This is a genomic window from Acinetobacter sp. YH12132 (assembly GCF_013418645.1).
Classification (GTDB): domain Bacteria; phylum Pseudomonadota; class Gammaproteobacteria; order Pseudomonadales; family Moraxellaceae; genus Acinetobacter; species Acinetobacter indicus.
Genome location: NZ_VPBR01000008.1, coordinates 86,198 through 103,240 on the forward strand (window position 1 = coordinate 86,198; position 17,043 = coordinate 103,240).

The following is a 17,043-nucleotide window of genomic DNA, read 5'->3' on the forward strand; positions in this document are numbered from 1 at the left end:
CAAACTCAATTCACTTTATTCATCTTAAGCCGTTGTTTAATTTTGAGTGTTACTTCTTTGCCCCATATTTGATAAATTTCTTTACTCGGATGAAAGCCATCTTCGGCCATTTCCAGTTGCATCTGCTGATATTGCGCAATGTCATATTCAATCCAGTCCATGTTTGGCTGTTTTTGAATAAATTTATGCAGTTCACGGTTCATCTGCTTAGCATATTGGCCAAACAGCCATGCCAGCGGGTTCGGTAAAGCCGGGAAAAGCTGCATCGGTGGTACACCTGCTGCAAGGATGAGTTGTGGCTGAAATTTAGCTGCAATCAGTTGATACAACTGCGCCTGTTTTTGCATCCAGATATCGGCCGGCATCAGTTTGGTGACATCATTCACCCCGACCGAGGTGACCACTACATCAAACTTTTCAGTGTTCAGCTGCTGAACGCTTTGAATGACCTGTCCCGTGGTATTGCCTGTTTTGGCATGCAGTTTCCAGCTGACCTGAAATTCGGAAGTGAGTCCGGCCAGAATCGCGCCGAGCAAGGCATCTTCCTGATGGCTGACGCCAACACCGGCAGCAGCTGAATCCCCCAGAATCAAAATAGATAAGGCCTGTCCCTGACCGCTCGTGCCTTCACGTTCCCCTTCTGGCTCTGCCAATCTTAAAGTATTTTTCTTGACCCGGCGGCCTTGAATAATCAGGGCGGGAATTAAACCCAAGGTTGCAAGCTTCAGAAACATCGCGTTGTCGATCATCTTCAAAAAAATCGGGCCTATTTTAACCAAAATAAGCCCTCTATTTTTATCTTTCTATGAAATATTTTTAAATTTTCAAATATTTAAAACAAACATTTAAAATAAAAAGTGAGAAGCGCCAAATGGAACTTTTCACTTGATATACATGTGGATTAACCGAGTTTATTGACCAGTTTTAATGGTAAGACTTTCATGGCCAAGCCCAGTGGCAACCATGGCCATTTCGGCACATAGGCTTTTACCGGTGCTTTTTCAATTTCTGCAGCCAGTAAGCGTGAACCAGTTTGCTCATCCACTTCAAATGGTAATTTTTTCGCGCCTTCGTTAATTTCGGTACGGATATACCCCGGGAAAATGGTGGTGACTTTAATTGGCGTATCAATCAGCTCGGCACGGATGCCTTCAGCCAGATGCGCCACGCCGGCTTTACTGGCGCCATACGCAGTCAGATGTTTTGGCATACCACGCATTGCGCTCATGGAAGAAATCATCACCAGATGGCCAGAGTTTTGGGCACGGAAAATTTCTACCGCAGCTTCACATTGCGCCAGCGCTGAAATAAAGTTGGTTTCAACCGTGGCGCGGTTAATCGCAAAGTTACCTTTGCCGATCCGGCGGCCTTCACCAACCCCGGCATTGACAATAATCCGGTCAATCGTGCCCAGTTCTTCCTTAAAAGCACGAAACACCTCAAATACCTGATCATAATTGGTCACATCTAAGGTTTTTGCGGCCACGCTCACGCCGTACTTGCTTTCCAGTTCCTGTTTTAAGCTTTCCAGACGTTCCATACGACGCGCACAAATGGCCAGGTTATAGCCTTTTTGCGCAAATTCGCGGGCCATACCGGCACCAATGCCGGAACTTGCGCCGGTAATTAAAATTGTTTTGGTCATCTGTCTATTCCTTGATTAAATCCAGGTTAATAATTCTGGATGTTGTGCTTTTATAAAATGATGTTCATTCAGACTTAACAGTTGCGGCTCATTGCCGACCAGACGCAAAGTGGTCATGCTGGTATTGGCGATGGCCCAGTTCAGTGCAAAAGTCCGGTTAGGATTCAGTTCCAGAATTTTTCCAGCAACAACCGAAATGACTCCGCCCGAAGTAAACACAATCGCGTAACGCGGTTTGGTTTGGGCCAGTTCATCACACAGGTTTTGCAAGGCGGTTTCGACCCGGGCCTTGAAATGCGGCCAGGATTCTTCATATTCATGGTGATATTCACCGCCAGTCCAGCGTTCAATGGCACCTTCAAAAATTTTTGCCAGATACGCCCGCGGATTAAGCTCTTTGGCTACATCGGCCTTTAATAAATGCGGTTCATTAAAGCGCGGTTCGTATTGGGCAAACACCTGCTGATGATTAAACTCGTTCCAGTCCGGATTGGTGACCAGATGAGCTTCAGGGAAACATTCGGCCAGAGCGATCTGTGCAGTCTGCTGATGGCGCTGCATGGAGCCGGCCACCACATAGGGTTCTTCTTTTAAGATGTTGTCAAAATACTGCCCCAGCAGTTTGGCCTGCAATTCCCCATTCGGCGAAAGCTGGTCATAGCTTTCTGCACCAAACGAAGCCTGACCATGACGGATTAAATAAATAGTCGTCATTTCGGCAGCAGCTCCTTAAATTTGGCCATATATTTTTGTGCCAGCTCATTGGCTTCAATTTTTTGCAGCCCAATCAGTTTTAAGGCGCGGATATGCAAGGCATGAATCACAATCCAGAAATCTTTAAAGGCCGGATTATTGGTCTGTTTATGATAATAACGGTAGTAAATCTGCTGGGCGATCACTGCCAGACGGAAAATCCCGAACACTTCATAGAAGGTCCAGTTTTCCGGTTGCAGGCCGGTTTTTTCCAGATAGTAATCGACCACCTGTTTACGGGTGAACATGCCTTTTAAATGGGTCGGCTGACGGCGGGTGGCTTTAAAAATCTGGTTATCGGTTTCTTCTACCCAGTAGGCCAAAGCCGAACCAAGATCCATCAGCGGATCGCCCAGAGTTGCCATTTCCCAGTCCAGCACGCCAATCACTTCGGTTGGACGCTGCGGATTTAAAATCACATTATCAAAACGCCAGTCATTGTGAATAATACAGGTGGTAGAATCTGCCGGAATATTCTCGTGCAGCCATTTACGTACATATTTAAATGACGGCACATTCAGGGTTTTGGCTTTTTCATAACGGCTGTCCCAGCCTTCCACCTGACGACGGCAATAGCCCTCACCTTTACCGAGTTTTTCCAGTTCAGTGCCCTGATACGGCACCTGATGCAGCTCGATTAATTTATCAATCACATTAATGCACAGTTCCTGAACCTGGGTTTCATCAAAGTTCAGTTCTGGCGGCAGTTTGGCCCGCGGGATAATACCTTCCACGCGCTGCATGATATAAAAATCACAGCCAATCACCGATTCATCCTGACACAGCGCCACCATCTGCGGTAACACCGGATAATACGGCGCCAGATTTTTTTGTACATGATATTCACGCGCCATGTCATGCGCAGATTTGGCTTTGGTGCCTTTGGGTGGACGACGTAAAATTAAATCGGCATTGCGATAGTTCAGACGATAGGTCCAGTTGGAGGCACCGCCTGAATATTGGGTCACTTCAACGGGTTCCTGAACATCAACCCCTTGCGCCTTTAACCACTGGCTTACTGCCTGAATATCCAGTTCCTCGCCTTCACGAACCTGACCGCCAACATCAATCACTGACATGTTATTTTCCTGATTTTTCACTTTTTTAGGTCTTGCCCTATTAGAGCATTTTCAGCTGTAAAGACCCACACTGTTTCTGGTGTTTTGCCACTTATTTTTTACGACGGGTACTGTAGCCACGTTTGGCCAGTTCCAGTTTGGCAATCATGCCTTTATGCACTTCATCGGGACCATCGGCCAAACGTAAGGCACGCGCCTGGGCAAAGAAACCGGTCAATGGCGTATCGCGGGACAGCCCGGCACCGCCGTGGATTTGCATGGCCATATCCACCACTTTTTCCAGCACGCTTGGCGCCACCACTTTAATGGCAGAAATTTCTGTGAGCGCGGCCATATTGCCTAAAGTATCCATTTTATAGGCGGCATAGAGCGTTAACAGGCGTGCCTGATCAATTGCCACACGCGCTTCGGCCACACGCTCCAGGTTGCCACCGAGTTTCAGGATTTCCTTGCCAAAGGCAGTCCGGTTCATGCCGCGGTCAATCATCAGTTCCAGTGATTTTTCTGCCGCACCGATACAACGCATACAGTGATGAATCCGGCCGGGTCCTAAACGGCCCTGGGCAATTTCAAAACCTTGGCCGGCACCACCAATAAAATTGGCCACTGGCACACGGACATTGTCAAAGCTGACTTCACCATGCCCATGCGGCGCATCGTAATCGCCAAACACCGGTAACATACGTTCAATTTTCACCCCTGCAGTATCGACCGGGACCAGCACCATTGAATGTTGATGATGACGGTCTTTGCTTTCGTCCGGGGTATGCGCCATAAAAATAATGATTTTGGCATTCGGATCACCCAGACCCGATGACCACCATTTACGCCCGTTCAGGACAATCTCATCGCCTTCTACCACCGCCGTGGCCTGCATATTGGTCGCATCAGAAGAGGCGACTGCCGGTTCAGTCATACAAAACACCGAGCGGATTTTGCCTTCAAGCAGCGGCATCAGCCATTGCTGTTTTTGCTGTTCTGAACCATAACGCCATAACACTTCCATGTTGCCGCTATCTGGCGCGTTACAGTTAAATACGGTCGGGGCAATCAGGCTACGGCCAGACAATTCGGCAATATGTGCATATTCCTGCACTGACAGGCCCTGGCCCAAATTAGGACAAGGCAAAAACATATTCCACAGTCCCGCGGCTTTGGCTTTGGCTTTTAAACTTTCTAATTGCGCCGGCCACTGCCATTGCGTCCAGTCACCGCCCTGATTCAGTTCATGCACCTGCTGCCAAAAGTCGGCTTCAATTGGTTCAATTTCTGTTTGAATAAACTGTTGGGTTCTTTCGAGATAATCCTGTGCGCGTGCTGACAATTCAAACATGACTGTAGCTTCCTCAATCTGTTGTTATATTGGCTTTACAACACCTTAACCTAAAAATTATTATGCATGAAATGATTTTATTGAATTAAATACTATGCACAATATTCATAATAATAGCCCGATGGATCTGGGTGCTTTTCATCGTATTGATATTAATTTATACCCGCTGTTTATTGCGATTTTTGAACAAAAAAATATTTCCAAAGCGGCGCAGCTCTTATGTATCAGCCAGTCGGCCACCAGTCATGCCTTACAACGGCTTAGGTTACAGTTACAGGATGATCTGTTTATTCGCACCGGCCATCAGATGTTACCAACGCCGTTTGCCGAGCAGATTTATCCGACCATTAAAACTGCACTGCTGTCTATTCAGCATATTGCCCGGCAAAAACAGCAGTTTGAACCGGCGATGGTACATACCCTGAAAATTGCCATACATGATGAAATTGAACCGATTATTTTTCCCAAACTGGTGCAGCATTTTCAGCAGCTGAATCTGGAGATTCAGTTTTTAAGCAGCAAGCTGGACCGTAAAACCATGATCAATGATCTGGCGACCCAGCAAATTGATTTTGTGATTGATCTGGAACACAAGCTGGGCGATAAAATCCAGTTTCAGGCGCTGGTACAAGACCGCTTCGTGGTTTGTAGCCAGCGTTCATCCATAGATAAAGAATTATATTTGTCTGCGCCGCATATTGGTGTTTCTTCACGCCGTAGTGGCTTGCTGCTGGAAGATATTTATTTAAAGCGCAATCAGCTGTCGCGAACCCTGTTATTACGCTGTCAGCATTATTCCACTGCCCTGCAAATTCTGGCGCAGCATGACACGGCGATGCTGACCATTCCGGAAAGTATTTTGCGGCATTTACATATTGACCCGAAGCTACATATTTTTGAATCGCCTGTAGACTTGCCGCAAATTGATTTGGGGATGTTCTGGTATAAGGAGATGCAGGAGAATGCACGTCATGCATTTTTAAGAGCGGAAATTTCTAAAATTTTTGCTTAGGCTATTTTAAATGAGGTCAGAAAATTTACTTAGGCTATTTAGATCACTCAAATTCAAGGCGCTTTATCTTCATTAAATTTCAAACATCGCTCAAGCCCTTGCCAGATCAGGCGTTGCAGCGTAGCTGATTTGTTAAAAACTAGCTAATTGGCGATTTAATCGACCGGCGAATTGCGCCATTTCTTTTACACTAGCACTTTTATTTTTCACGGTTTACAGCTGGCTGGTCTGTTCAGCTGAATTGAAAGCGTCTATGTTGACTGAACTCTCCCCTTTCTGGCTGCTGGCATTGGCCGCTGGATGCTGTCTTGTTGCGTTTATGCTGTTGGGTAAGATTTCCCGCTTTGTGCAGCAACTGTTTCGACCTTTTAAAAAAGGCAAAACCTATTGGGCGCGGGTCACTGCGGTCAGCGATGGCGATACCCTCACCCTGTACCGTTTTAATTTAAGACGTTCAGAAACCCGCATCCGCTTTGCTTATATTGATGCGCCAGAATCGAGTCAAAGTTATGGTCCGGAAACCCGGCGTCTGGTGAAAACCATGCTGCATCAGAAGGTTGTGCGAGTCAAAATTACCGATATTGACCGCTATGGCCGCCATGTTGGGGTGATTTATCGCTACCGTAAAAATGTCAATGAAGAACTGGTCAAACGTGGTGCCGCCTGGGTCTATGAAGATTATATTCGTGATCGCAAGCAGCTGGCGCATATGCGTGCCTTACAGACTCAGGCCAGAGCACGGAAAAAAGGCCTCTGGAAAAGTAGCCGCCCGGTGCGGCCAAGTGTCTATCGCAAACAGAACCGTAAATAAAATGCTCAGGTGGATTTTTAAAGTCCGAAGATGATTCAGCTTAATAAGCCCATTGCACCAGCAAACGAAAAGCCCCGGCAATCAGCGCCAAAGCCACAAAGCCGGCCAGCCAGAGACCAATAAACCACAGCAGCTGTGTACGTTTCATTGCGGCTCCTTGATGACTAAGGGAATAACTGACCTATAATGATGTGCTTCATGTCGATTTTCTTTAATGATAGCCATCATCCCCCACCCGGACTTTATGGCGAAAAATCCAATAGGACATCGCGCTATAACCTAGAATAATCGGAATTAAAATCAGCGCGCCAATGAGAGTAAAACGCTGACTGCTTTCCGGTGCAGCAGCCTGCCAGAAGCTGACCGAGGGCGGAATAATATAAGGCCATAAGCTGATTAAAAAACCGCTATAGGCCAGAAATACCAAGGCCAGCGTATACAAAAATGGGCGAAACTGTTGCTGTTGCCGGCAGGCTTTTAAAGCCAGATAAGTAAAGATCAGCACCAGTATCGGCACCGGAGAGAAATACAGCAGCTGCGGCAGACTAAACCAGCGCTCGGCAATGTGCGGCTGGGTTATCGGGGTATAAATACTGACGGCTGCTAAAACAATCAATAGGCCGATCAGCATCTTCGGCATTAAACGGTACATACGCTGCTGTAGTGCCTGATCGGTTTTAAAAATGAGCCAGCCACAACCTAAAGTGGCGTACAACATTACCACGCCAGCACCAGTAAACAGGCTAAACGGCGTTAACCAGTCCAAGCCATGGCCCGCATATACCCCCTGCTCGGTACGAATACCCTGAATATAAGCGCCCAAAATTACGCCTTGTAAAAAGCTGCTAAAAACAGAGCCACCAATAAAAGCTTTGTCCCACCAGTGTTTGCTGCTGTTGGCCTTAAAACGAAACTCAAAGGCAACACCGCGAAAAATTAAGGCAATCACCATTAAAATGACCGGTAAATACAGGGCTGAAAGCACCGTGGCATAGGCCAAGGGAAAAGCAGCAAACAGGCTGGCACCTCCCAGCACCATCCAGGTTTCATTGCCATCCCAAATTGGCGCGACGGTATTCATCATCACATCCCGCTCTGCCTGTTCGGGAAAAAATGGAAATAAAATCCCGATACCCAAATCAAAGCCATCTAACACCACATACATCAGCACCGCGAAGGCAATAATCCCGATCCACAGCAAAGATAAATCTATCATGGCTCATGCTCCTGTTTGGGGCGCTCGGCGGGCGGGTTAAGCCGCTCGGTGACACTGCTTAACGGCCGTCTGGAGGCTTGAGTAAGCTCAGCATCAGAGGCTGATGATGGCGCTGAATGAATCAGTTCCGGCCCTTTGTGCATCAGTCTGAGCATGTAATAAATGCCCATCCCAAACACCACAAAATACACCAGTACAAAAATCATCAAACTCAGGCCAACCTGCTCTGCAGACACCGGCGATAAGGCATCTTCGGTACGTAACACCCCATAGACCACCCATGGCTGGCGGCCGACTTCTGTGGTAAACCAACCGGCCAATAAGGCAATAAAACCGGAGGGCCCCATCCACAGGGCAAAACGCTGAAAACGACGATGTTCATATAAACGCTGTCGTTTACGTAGCCACAATCCCCATAGCGCCAGAATCAGCATCAGCACGCCTAAGCCGACCATAATCCGGAAACTCCAGAACACAATGGTCGAATTGGGCCGATCTTCCGGGGCAAATTCTTTTAAACCGGTCACGGTGCCATCCAGCGAATGGGTCAGAATTACGCTGCCCAAGTTGGGAATCGCCAGCACATATTTGGTTTCTTCGGCCTGCATATCTGGAATACCAAACAGATACAGCGGCATGCCTTTCTCATGATTGGTATTCCAATGCCCTTCCATCGCTGCCAGTTTGGCTGGTTGATGTTGCAGGGTATTCAAGCCATGTAAATCGCCCACCAGCACCTGTAAGGGAGTTAAGATCAGCATCAGCCACAAGGCCATTGAAAACGAGGTTTTTACCAGTGCATCCCGACGGCCTTTAAGTAAATGCCAGGCAGCCGTGGCAGCCACCAGCAAAGCAGAGACCAAAAAGGCAGCAATGGCCATATGCGCCAGCCGATACAGGAATGACGGATTAAAGACAATGGCCCACCAGTCCTGTGGCACCAGAATGCCATTTTCGATGCTGAAACCTTGCGGAGTTTGCATCCAGCTATTGGCTGATAAAATCCAGAACATGGAAATACAGGTGCCAATTGCGACCATTAAAGTCGAGAAAAAATGTGCTTTAGGTCCCACCCGTCCCCAACCAAACAGCATGATGCCGAGAAAACCCGCTTCCAAAAAGAAAGCGGTGAGCACTTCATAGGCCAATAATGGTCCGGTGACACTGCCGGCGATACGGGAAAATTCACTCCAGTTGGTGCCAAACTGATAGCTCATGACAATGCCAGAAACCACCCCCATGGCAAAGGCGACCGCAAAAATCTTGACCCAGAATTTAAACAGGTCCTGATAAATCGGATTACGACTGCGTAACCAGCGCCATTCCAGAATCGCCAGAAAACTGGCCAGACCAATGGAAATGGCCGGAAAAATGATATGAAATGAAACTGTAAAGGCAAACTGAATCCGGGCCAGTTCCAGCGCGGTAAAACCGAGGGTCATCATGCCACCTTTCAAAAGGTCGAGCTGCGCTCAGGGTGTAGAGTTTTAAATATAGCGTTTTGAATTTTTCTCATCGCGCTTCAGCATAGGACGAAGTTGTATAGGCCTTGTGTAGGCTTTTGATCAAGAATCTTTAAGCGAGTAATTTCTGCAACTGATGAGTTTTTTTGGAAGATAGAAGCGCTGATTTTTTATTCTTGCGGTTTATCAGCTGGATAGACAGGACTGGATGAGAGGAATTTTTGTAGTTCAGTTGATTGACCTTAACGCTGCTTAACAAATCTATAGCAATACACGTTGCCCCCTCATCTTTTATCATCTGTTTTTTTGAATCCTTCGCTGGCTTCCCTACTTGAAAAAAATTCCGAACAGGCGTACATTGACTTTGTTTTAGTTACCCTGGTTAACTATTTTTTTTATGCCAAGCTCTCCCTTAAAATTTCGTACCGCCTTATTACGCTGCGCACGTCTGTTCAGCGATGAAGTTAATACTCTGTTATTGCCGCATCAGCTTAATTATTCCTTGTGGCAGGTGTTATATGTCATTCATTTAAAACAGCAATGTACCCAGGTAGATATTGCCGCCTATTTAAAGGTGTCCAAACCGAGCATCACCAAACGTATTCGGGTGTTGCTGGACTTGGGTTTAATCCATCAGCTTGAAAGTAGCGATAAACGGCAGAAATGCCTGACTTTTAGCTCTCACGGGCAGGAACTTTTCAAGCATTGTTCAAGCCAGATTGATCAGTTTGAACAGCAGCTGCTGCAGTCTTTTGCAGTTGCGGACATCGCCCATACCCGCGAGATCCTTAATCAGCTGAGTGAACAGTTACAACCGACCCTACAAGGTGAAGACAAATGAGTTCAGCACAAGCACCGCTATGGACCAGAAACTTTATCCTGGTCGGCCTGATCAATTTTCAACTGGTACTGATTTTTTATCTATTGGTGATTGTGATTGTCGGTTATGCCGTGGCGGAATTAAATGCCAGCATTGCCGAAGCCGGTTTAATTTCAGGACTGTTTATTGTCGGCACCTTATTTGGCCGTCTGCTGATTGGCAAATGCCTACAGCGTTTCGGTTATCGTAGCACCCTGCTTTTTGGGCTGGCCGGTTTCTTGCTGCTTTCCTTAGGCTATTTTATAGAGATGGGGGTGACTGCCCTGCTCGGCATCCGTTTTATTCATGGCTTTATGATGGGAGTCGCCTCTACCGTACTCGGCACAGTCATCGCACAAACTCTGCCGCCCACCCGCCGTGGTGAAGGTATTGGCTATTACAGCATGAGCAGCACCCTGGGTACGGCGATTGGTCCTTTTGTCGCGATCTGGATGATGCTGCACACCAGTTATCAGACAATTTTTAGCTTATCCAGTGCCTTAGCGCTGGGCTGTCTGGTGGTGGCCTGTTTTATCCGGATGCCGAACCTGGCACAGCCTAAACCTGCAGCCACCGCGACAGCAGGCAAAGGTTTTGGCTTCTGGACCCAATATCTGGAAAAGAATGCACTGCCGATTTCCCTGATTATGCTGTTTGCTTCCATCTGTTATTCCGGCGTGCTGTCGTTTATTAACTTTTACGCCAAAGAAATTGATCTGGTCGAAGCCGCGTCCTTATTCTTTTTGATGTATGCCATCGCCATTTTTTTTTCGCGTCCATTTACCGGGCGGCTTATGGATCGTAAAGGTGAAAATATCATTATGTATCCCGCCTTTATTGTAATGGCGATTGCCCTGTTTCTGCTGAGTCAGGCGCATAACTCCAGTATGCTGCTGCTTTGTGCTGGCTTGCTTGGTCTGGGCTATGGCAATATTCAATCGGTCTGTCAGACTATTGCGGTCAAAAGTACCTCACTGGAACGTATGGGACTAGCGACTTCGACCTATTTTATCTGTCTGGATGCCGGGCTGGGCTTCGGGCCGTATTTGATCGGAATCGCGCTGAAATCGGTTAGTTATACGCAGATGTATTTCTATAGTGCCATCGCCGCGCTGTTGTGTTTAGGCCTGTATTATCTGCTACATGGTCGTCATGCTCAGCAGGTGCAGCCACAATTATCACGCTAACGAAAGCAACACGCTTAAAACCGCCGGCCAAAGCGCTGGCGGTATTCCATTGGGGTTAGGCCGGTTTTCTTGCGAAATAAACGCCGGAATGAACTCGGATCTTCATAGCCCACCATTTGCATAATCCGGTCAATCGGCTGCTCGGTTTCTTCCAGCCGTTTTTGCGTAGCTTCAATACGAATAGCCTGCACATACTGATTCGGCGCCACATCTAACACTGCTTTAAAACGGCGAATGAGCGTGCGCGGGCTGATATTAAAGCGCGCCGCCACATCTTCCATATTCAAGTTTTCACTAAAATGCTGCTCCAGCCAATGCTGGATTTCTTTTACCAAACCATCCTGATGTGGCTTGCTCATACGCATCAAGGAATAGGACAACTGGTTGTCACGGCGAAAATCCAGCACAAAGGATTTGGCCGTCTGAATGGCAATTTCAAAGCCATAAAAACGTTCAATTAAATGTAGCCCCAAATCGAACCAGGCCAACCCGCCACCGGCACAATAGACATGATCGGACTGGGTAATCAGGCGATCCGCCTGCAAATGGACCTCCGGATAGCGCTGCTGGAACTGATCTTTAAAACCCCAATGCGTGGTGGCACTGCGGCCCTGTAAAATTCCGGCTTCGGCCAGAAAAAAATTCCCGGTACAGTTTCCGGCAATCAGGCATTGAGCTTGATCGGCCTGTTGCAGAACATTCATGAGAGACTGATTTTTTTCCAGAATCTGCTCGATGGAACCGGCCAAAGTCGGAATCACCAGCAAATCGGCCTGCTGGATTTCACTATAGGCCAGATGCGCCTCAATGCGTAAACCATTACTGCATTGCACCGTTTCTCCCTGTGGCGAGGCAATCTGCACCTGAAACAAACGCTGGATGTCCTGTTTCTGAATCCGGTTCCAGCTAATGCCGGCCAGACTGAATAAATCGGCCACACCGGTTATGGCCGAAGCCAGTGCACCATCATAGGCCAGAATAAAAACCCGCTTCATGCTTTCTTCCCAAATGTCGTTTTTGGCTCCTTGAGTGTCATTATTGACAATTTATCTGCCAATACAAGTCTTGTTAAGCTAAGAGCAATCAATAAAAACAGGTAACGGCATCCCATGACCGCACTCATCAATCAAAAAGATCTGGATTTTTTACTCTATCAGGTATTTTCAGCCGAACAGCTGACCCAGCTGGAACGTTATCAGGAACATGACAAAGCCACCTTCGACAGTATTTTAGATACGGCGCGCGGCATTGCAGCAGACTATTTTGCCCCGCACAATGCCAAAGGCGATGCGCAAGAACCGCATTTTGATGGTACACAGGTACATACCATTGCCGAAGTGAAACAGGCCTGGCAACAGTTTGCCCAGGCCGGTCTGTTATGTGCCCAGCATGATTATGATCAGGGCGGTATGCAGCTTCCCACACTGATTAATATGGCTGCCAATGCCTATTTTATGTCGGCCAATCCTGCCACCGTGGCTTATTCATTTTTAACCGCCGCCGCAGCGAATCTGATTCAGGCCTTCGGTACCGAGCAGCAGAAACAGACCTTTGTCCCGTCGATGTTCAATGGCCGCTTTTCCGGCACCATGGCCATGACCGAGCCGAATGTCGGTTCCTCTCTGGGTGATCTGACCACCAAAGCCATTCCACAAGCTGATGGCAGCTACAAAATTAAAGGCCAGAAAATGTTTATTTCTGGGGGTGATCAGGACATTACTGAAAATATTGTGCATCTGGTGCTGGCGCGGATTCAGGATGCGCCACAAGGTGTCAAAGGCATTTCCCTGTTTATTGTGCCGAAATTCCTGACCAATGAAGATGGCACGCTGGGTGAACGCAATGATGTCAAACTGGCTGGCCTGTTACATAAAATGGGCTATCGCGGGACAACATCGACTGTGCTGAATTTTGGTGAAAATAACCAATGCTTAGGCTATTTGATTGGTGAAGCCAGTCAGGGCCTGAAATATATGTTCAAAATGATGAACGAGGCGCGTGTCGGTGTCGGACTGGGCGCCGCAATGATTGGTTATCGCGGTTATTTGGAGTCGCTGGAATATGCCAGAAACCGTCCGCAAGGCCGACTGGCCAGTGAAAAAAATAGCGACAGCAAACCGGTCAATATTATTGAACATAGCGATGTGAAACGGATGCTATTAGCGCAAAAGGCCTATGTAGAAGGTGCTTTGGCACTGTGCCTGTTTGCCGCACGACTGATTGATGAACATCAGGCGGGTGGCTTGGAAGATAGCGCCATTCTGCTCGATCTGATCACGCCTGTGGTCAAGTCCTTCCCCTCTGCCTATGGTCCGAAAGCCAATGATCTAGCAATTCAGGTACTTGGCGGTGCCGGCTATACCCGTGATTATCCGGTAGAACAGTATTATCGGGATAATCGCTTAAATCCGATTCATGAAGGCACTTTTGGTATTCAGTCACTGGATTTACTCGGGCGTAAATTATGGCAGCACAATGGCAAAGGCTTAAATCTGCTGATGCAACGCATCAACACCACGCTGGAACAGATTCAGCATCCGGCCATTCTGGATCTGTCTAGCAAATTCTGCAAACATCTGGCTACGGTACAAAGCACCACACAAAAACTGGGACAGGCGCTTATGCAAGGTCAAACCAATGAGGCTTTGGCCAATTCTGCCCTGTATTTAGATATGATGGCTAAAGTGATTATTTCCTGGTTATGGCTGGATATGGCCAACAAGGCGCAACAGCAGTTTGGCCAGTCTGAGTTGGCAGAAGATCAGCAATTTTTAGCAGGCAAGTTGCAAGCGGCGCGCTATTTCATTCGCTGGGAATTACCGGAAATTGAACATCAGGCCAAATTACTGAGTGAATTTGATGATACCTGCCTGTCGATGCACAGTGACTGGTTTTAAAACCGGATGATGGAAAGCAGGTTTTAAATATCTACCTTCTAAAGAAAATCCCCATGTAGTTTATTACATGGGGATTTTTTATATACTTCTAGAATGCAGATGCCGTTTAGAATTGTGCATTCAAGACATTGGCCGCCATTTTACCCTGCCACAATTCACGTAGGGTCGGTAAATAGAATTTTTCACCCAGCTCGACCAGTTCTGCATCAATTTGCGCATGAACTTCATGCATAAACAGATAGTCCAGCTCTACCGTCGCCAATTGGCTTTGTGATTTTTTATAGTCCTGACGTTTTTGCTGTGCTTGCTTCACCAAACGGTCTGCAAAAGCGCGATCTTTATATTTCGCAATAGCATTTAAACGCAGCTCAATCAGGCCCCAACCACTGAGCAGCAATTTAAACAATTCCAGATCTGCCGTGGTTGATTCCCAGGTCATGTCTTCCAGGTTTTCATTTTCAGGCAGCACCGGCAGCAGCAGCTCCATCACACTTGGGAAAATTTTCTTAAAATTTAAAATAAATTTAACAGGATGCTCACCCGGATAATCGGTAAATTGCACCTTTTTCTGAACATCCGTTAAATAGATATCAAGCATTGAAAATTTTCCTAGATAGATTGCTGTTTTACAAAGCTTTATTTCTTAGCTTGTAAAACTGTAATAAAAAACGAATCGCATTTTAGCAATTATGACATCTTATTCAATGTTATTTAAGCCATGCGTCTACATGAGGACGGCTTTAGCTCTAAAATTCTTCAATCTGGAAAGATGACTTTAAACGGTTCGAAGGCTTTTAACTTTTTAAAAACTTTGATTCGGGGCTAGTAGATGGTTCTTTTCTTTATTGGGTTCTTGAGTTTGAATCTTATATTAATCAACATCTAGTTAGTAGTTAGTAGTTCAATAAGCACGAATACTCCATATTAAAATGACACACTGTTTTGCCTTCAATGCACTCTCATCTATTATGCTGAGATATCTCAGACTTAAAAAATAACGATGCTTTTTCTTATTGCGATCCTATTTTTAGTTTTTATTCTCTATTACTACAGGCTTGATCAGGCCAGCGCGACGAGCAGCGAGTTTGTGTTCTACCTTTGCCTTTCCTTAATCATCCTCTGCATCGTGAACGCTTGGCGTGTGTTGACTTAAGTAGCAAGTAAGTATTAAAAAAACCTTCTCATCTCCCAGCGGTCACAAAACTGCATATACCGTGACCGTCCAGTTACACCTATATTTTTCCTTTCACAAGCGGTTCATAGTACAGGTATATCATCACGGGATTAAAAAAATTAATGTGAGATGTATCGTGAAATACGGAATTTTAATTGTTCTACTGTTAAGCTGTGTAGTCAGCAGTGGCCTGAGTTTCTGGGTTGGATTCAAGGCAGATGATTCATTATTATTGATCATTGGCGGACTGCTTGTTTTTGCATCAATCTTGATTGCCCTTGAAATTAAAAAAGTCAAAAAAGATCCGTTCTAAGCCAAGCCGGCAATTTTTCTATGCTCTATGGATGCGGGTATAGCGCCTATTCACGCTCTTTTAGACAATCCTGACAGCGCCGAATTTCTTCATCATCACCCGTGTATTCGACTTCAGTTGCGCCATGAAAGCTAAACAGACAAAGAAGGAACTGGATCATAATATTCTACTCTTAATAATCTGCCTCCTGTTCTGGAGGACGGCGTTGGGAGAAAATCAGAAGTTAGCCCTGATACAAATTTTATATAAATAGAAATTTTACAAGTTATCATAATATGACATTCATAAAAATTAACATTCATTTAAATTATCTCATTTCGATAATCTAAATAAAAAATTACCCACTAAACCCAGAAGTCCTGAATAACGACTTTGTGGATGCTTTCATCGAAATCCGTATTGGATAGATTTAAGTTTTTGTTCTTAATATTGATATAACAATAACTTGCTGCAAGTCCTACACCAATCAAAGCTAATAGTTTCATTGCTCACCTCACCTATTGGAAGATCTGGATTTAAACTATCATTCAAATTTGTAGCTTTCACATTCAATTTTGATCATTTTTTGTACAGATTGTAATTTCCGGAGCAATGTATAAAGCCATAAAAAAGCCCACCAGTGGGTTGAGCTTTTTAGGTCTTGACCAAGAGAAAGAAGCAATAGGGATGAGCGCTGTTAATACTCTTGATCTAAACCATTGCTACACGTTTCATTCTCTTCTTCATCGAGCAGGTAGTCGATTTCAGTCACCTCATGCAGGCCAAATAAAGTGAATAGAAGATGGAGCATAATTTTTCTCCTCAAAAAAATGCCTCCCTAGAGGAGGAGGCAGTAAAAAAAAGAAACTACAGCGATAGATTCTGCTGAAAATTATATATAAATTTATAATTTATATATTTGCATAATATTACATATTTTATGCCAAAAATTAGCCAACCCAAGCCGTTTTAAATGAATTATTAATAGAAAATTATTATAATTTTAAGATAAGTTTAATAGTATTCAAAACTCGGAGGCATCCTCAACCTCGAATCGACTGCCTCGCTGTCATTGTAAAGTGCAATTTAAGAAAAACCACCAAAACCCAATATTCAACGCATAGTTGTTAAACCGGAGTTGAGCTATACTGCAAACCTAATGACAAAGCTGGTTTTGTGAACCTAATCTCTTCTTCTCTGTACACGACAAATTTCACAGAACCCTTATCCTATCAGGATTCTGCTTTCTTAAAATTGCCAAAATTTCCTTAAACTCTTCTTTTTTCCCAAAACCAATTAAACGCTGAATCGCCATTTGAACA

Annotated in this window: 16 protein-coding genes; 6 read left to right on the forward strand and 10 right to left on the reverse strand. The window is 45.7% G+C overall.

Annotation, left to right across the window (positions count from 1 at the left end):
• Window positions 1–5: 5 nt before the first annotated feature.
• From FTU67_RS09805 to FTU67_RS09825, 5 genes are all read right to left on the reverse strand, one after another.
• Complete coding sequence (locus tag FTU67_RS09805; protein ID WP_180055019.1) at window positions 6–734, reverse strand: SGNH/GDSL hydrolase family protein; 729 nt, start codon at window positions 732–734, stop codon at window positions 6–8.
• A gap of 167 nt (window positions 735–901) precedes the next feature.
• Window positions 902–1,645 carry an SDR family oxidoreductase gene (locus tag FTU67_RS09810; protein ID WP_016658074.1) on the reverse strand — a complete coding sequence of 248 codons (744 nt, stop codon included), beginning with the start codon at window positions 1,643–1,645 and terminating at the stop codon, window positions 902–904.
• Window positions 1,646–1,660: 15 nt separating this feature from the next.
• On the reverse strand, window positions 1,661–2,359 hold the full coding sequence (locus FTU67_RS09815) for a histidine phosphatase family protein (protein WP_016658073.1): 699 nt from the start codon (window positions 2,357–2,359) through the stop codon (window positions 1,661–1,663).
• Complete coding sequence (locus tag FTU67_RS09820; protein ID WP_075167054.1) at window positions 2,356–3,477, reverse strand: phosphotransferase family protein; 1,122 nt, start codon at window positions 3,475–3,477, stop codon at window positions 2,356–2,358. Before FTU67_RS09820 ends, FTU67_RS09815 begins: the two co-directional genes overlap by 4 nt.
• 91 nt (window positions 3,478–3,568) lie before the next feature.
• Window positions 3,569–4,810, reverse strand: a complete 1,242-nt coding sequence (locus FTU67_RS09825) for an acyl-CoA dehydrogenase family protein (protein ID WP_180061705.1) — start codon at window positions 4,808–4,810, stop codon at window positions 3,569–3,571.
• A 94-nt stretch (window positions 4,811–4,904) separates the two neighbouring features.
• Between FTU67_RS09825 and FTU67_RS09830 the strand changes: the two genes are divergently transcribed.
• Together FTU67_RS09830 and FTU67_RS09835 are read left to right on the forward strand one after the other, a co-directional pair.
• Window positions 4,905–5,822: a LysR family transcriptional regulator gene (locus FTU67_RS09830; protein ID WP_075174663.1), complete on the forward strand. Its 918-nt coding sequence runs from the start codon at window positions 4,905–4,907 to the stop codon at window positions 5,820–5,822.
• Between the two features lie 253 nt (window positions 5,823–6,075).
• Window positions 6,076–6,633 carry a thermonuclease family protein gene (locus FTU67_RS09835; protein ID WP_005178218.1) on the forward strand — a complete coding sequence of 186 codons (558 nt, stop codon included), beginning with the start codon at window positions 6,076–6,078 and terminating at the stop codon, window positions 6,631–6,633.
• Between the two features lie 40 nt (window positions 6,634–6,673).
• On the opposite strand, the gene FTU67_RS09840 is transcribed toward FTU67_RS09835, so the two are convergent.
• The 3 genes from FTU67_RS09840 to FTU67_RS09850 form a co-directional block, all read right to left on the reverse strand.
• A complete protein-coding gene (locus FTU67_RS09840) occupies window positions 6,674–6,781 on the reverse strand; it encodes a hypothetical protein (protein WP_005178219.1) in 108 nt (35 codons plus the stop codon).
• A gap of 63 nt (window positions 6,782–6,844) precedes the next feature.
• Window positions 6,845–7,849: a cytochrome d ubiquinol oxidase subunit II gene (gene cydB, locus FTU67_RS09845; protein WP_180061706.1), complete on the reverse strand. Its 1,005-nt coding sequence runs from the start codon at window positions 7,847–7,849 to the stop codon at window positions 6,845–6,847.
• On the reverse strand, window positions 7,846–9,291 hold the full coding sequence (locus FTU67_RS09850) for a cytochrome ubiquinol oxidase subunit I (RefSeq protein ID WP_152342407.1): 1,446 nt from the start codon (window positions 9,289–9,291) through the stop codon (window positions 7,846–7,848). Before FTU67_RS09850 ends, cydB begins: the two co-directional genes overlap by 4 nt.
• A gap of 418 nt (window positions 9,292–9,709) precedes the next feature.
• Here FTU67_RS09850 and FTU67_RS09855 point away from each other — a divergent pair, with 418 nt between their 5' ends.
• Together FTU67_RS09855 and FTU67_RS09860 are read left to right on the forward strand one after the other, a co-directional pair.
• Window positions 9,710–10,153 (forward strand): MarR family winged helix-turn-helix transcriptional regulator, encoded by a 444-nt coding sequence (locus tag FTU67_RS09855; protein ID WP_104487291.1) that lies wholly within the window; start codon window positions 9,710–9,712, stop codon window positions 10,151–10,153.
• A complete protein-coding gene (locus FTU67_RS09860) occupies window positions 10,150–11,358 on the forward strand; it encodes an MFS transporter (RefSeq protein WP_180061707.1) in 1,209 nt (402 codons plus the stop codon). Before FTU67_RS09855 ends, FTU67_RS09860 begins: the two co-directional genes overlap by 4 nt.
• Before the next feature lie 14 nt (window positions 11,359–11,372).
• On the opposite strand, the gene FTU67_RS09865 is transcribed toward FTU67_RS09860, so the two are convergent.
• On the reverse strand, window positions 11,373–12,353 hold the full coding sequence (locus tag FTU67_RS09865; RefSeq protein ID WP_180061708.1) for a GlxA family transcriptional regulator: 981 nt from the start codon (window positions 12,351–12,353) through the stop codon (window positions 11,373–11,375).
• A gap of 114 nt (window positions 12,354–12,467) precedes the next feature.
• On the opposite strand from FTU67_RS09865, the gene FTU67_RS09870 reads away from it, so the two are divergent.
• Window positions 12,468–14,255 carry an acyl-CoA dehydrogenase gene (locus FTU67_RS09870; RefSeq protein ID WP_127800243.1) on the forward strand — a complete coding sequence of 596 codons (1,788 nt, stop codon included), beginning with the start codon at window positions 12,468–12,470 and terminating at the stop codon, window positions 14,253–14,255.
• A 106-nt stretch (window positions 14,256–14,361) separates the two neighbouring features.
• Here the strand turns inward: FTU67_RS09870 and FTU67_RS09875 are convergent, their stop codons facing one another.
• Window positions 14,362–14,853 (reverse strand): hypothetical protein, encoded by a 492-nt coding sequence (locus FTU67_RS09875; RefSeq protein WP_180061709.1) that lies wholly within the window; start codon window positions 14,851–14,853, stop codon window positions 14,362–14,364.
• A 712-nt stretch (window positions 14,854–15,565) separates the two neighbouring features.
• Here FTU67_RS09875 and FTU67_RS09880 point away from each other — a divergent pair.
• A complete protein-coding gene (locus FTU67_RS09880) occupies window positions 15,566–15,742 on the forward strand; it encodes a hypothetical protein (protein ID WP_155756617.1) in 177 nt (58 codons plus the stop codon).
• Window positions 15,743–17,043: the final 1,301 nt, after the last annotated feature.

Bases quoted from the DNA above. Each gene is read 5' to 3' on its own strand.
- FTU67_RS09805 (WP_180055019.1), bottom strand. From the start codon at position 734: ATGTTTCTGAAGCTTGCAACCTTGGGTTTAATTCCCGCCCTGATTATT.
- FTU67_RS09810 (WP_016658074.1), bottom strand. From the start codon at position 1,645: ATGACCAAAACAATTTTAATTACCGGCGCAAGTTCCGGCATTGGTGCC.
- FTU67_RS09815 (WP_016658073.1), bottom strand. From the start codon at position 2,359: ATGACGACTATTTATTTAATCCGTCATGGTCAGGCTTCGTTTGGTGCA.
- FTU67_RS09820 (WP_075167054.1), bottom strand. From the start codon at position 3,477: ATGTCAGTGATTGATGTTGGCGGTCAGGTTCGTGAAGGCGAGGAACTG.
- FTU67_RS09825 (WP_180061705.1), bottom strand. From the start codon at position 4,810: ATGTTTGAATTGTCAGCACGCGCACAGGATTATCTCGAAAGAACCCAA.
- FTU67_RS09830 (WP_075174663.1), top strand. From the start codon at position 4,905: ATGCACAATATTCATAATAATAGCCCGATGGATCTGGGTGCTTTTCAT.
- FTU67_RS09835 (WP_005178218.1), top strand. From the start codon at position 6,076: ATGTTGACTGAACTCTCCCCTTTCTGGCTGCTGGCATTGGCCGCTGGA.
- FTU67_RS09840 (WP_005178219.1), bottom strand. From the start codon at position 6,781: ATGAAACGTACACAGCTGCTGTGGTTTATTGGTCTCTGGCTGGCCGGC.
- cydB (WP_180061706.1), bottom strand. From the start codon at position 7,849: ATGATAGATTTATCTTTGCTGTGGATCGGGATTATTGCCTTCGCGGTG.
- FTU67_RS09850 (WP_152342407.1), bottom strand. From the start codon at position 9,291: ATGACCCTCGGTTTTACCGCGCTGGAACTGGCCCGGATTCAGTTTGCC.
- FTU67_RS09855 (WP_104487291.1), top strand. From the start codon at position 9,710: ATGCCAAGCTCTCCCTTAAAATTTCGTACCGCCTTATTACGCTGCGCA.
- FTU67_RS09860 (WP_180061707.1), top strand. From the start codon at position 10,150: ATGAGTTCAGCACAAGCACCGCTATGGACCAGAAACTTTATCCTGGTC.
- FTU67_RS09865 (WP_180061708.1), bottom strand. From the start codon at position 12,353: ATGAAGCGGGTTTTTATTCTGGCCTATGATGGTGCACTGGCTTCGGCC.
- FTU67_RS09870 (WP_127800243.1), top strand. From the start codon at position 12,468: ATGACCGCACTCATCAATCAAAAAGATCTGGATTTTTTACTCTATCAG.
- FTU67_RS09875 (WP_180061709.1), bottom strand. From the start codon at position 14,853: ATGCTTGATATCTATTTAACGGATGTTCAGAAAAAGGTGCAATTTACC.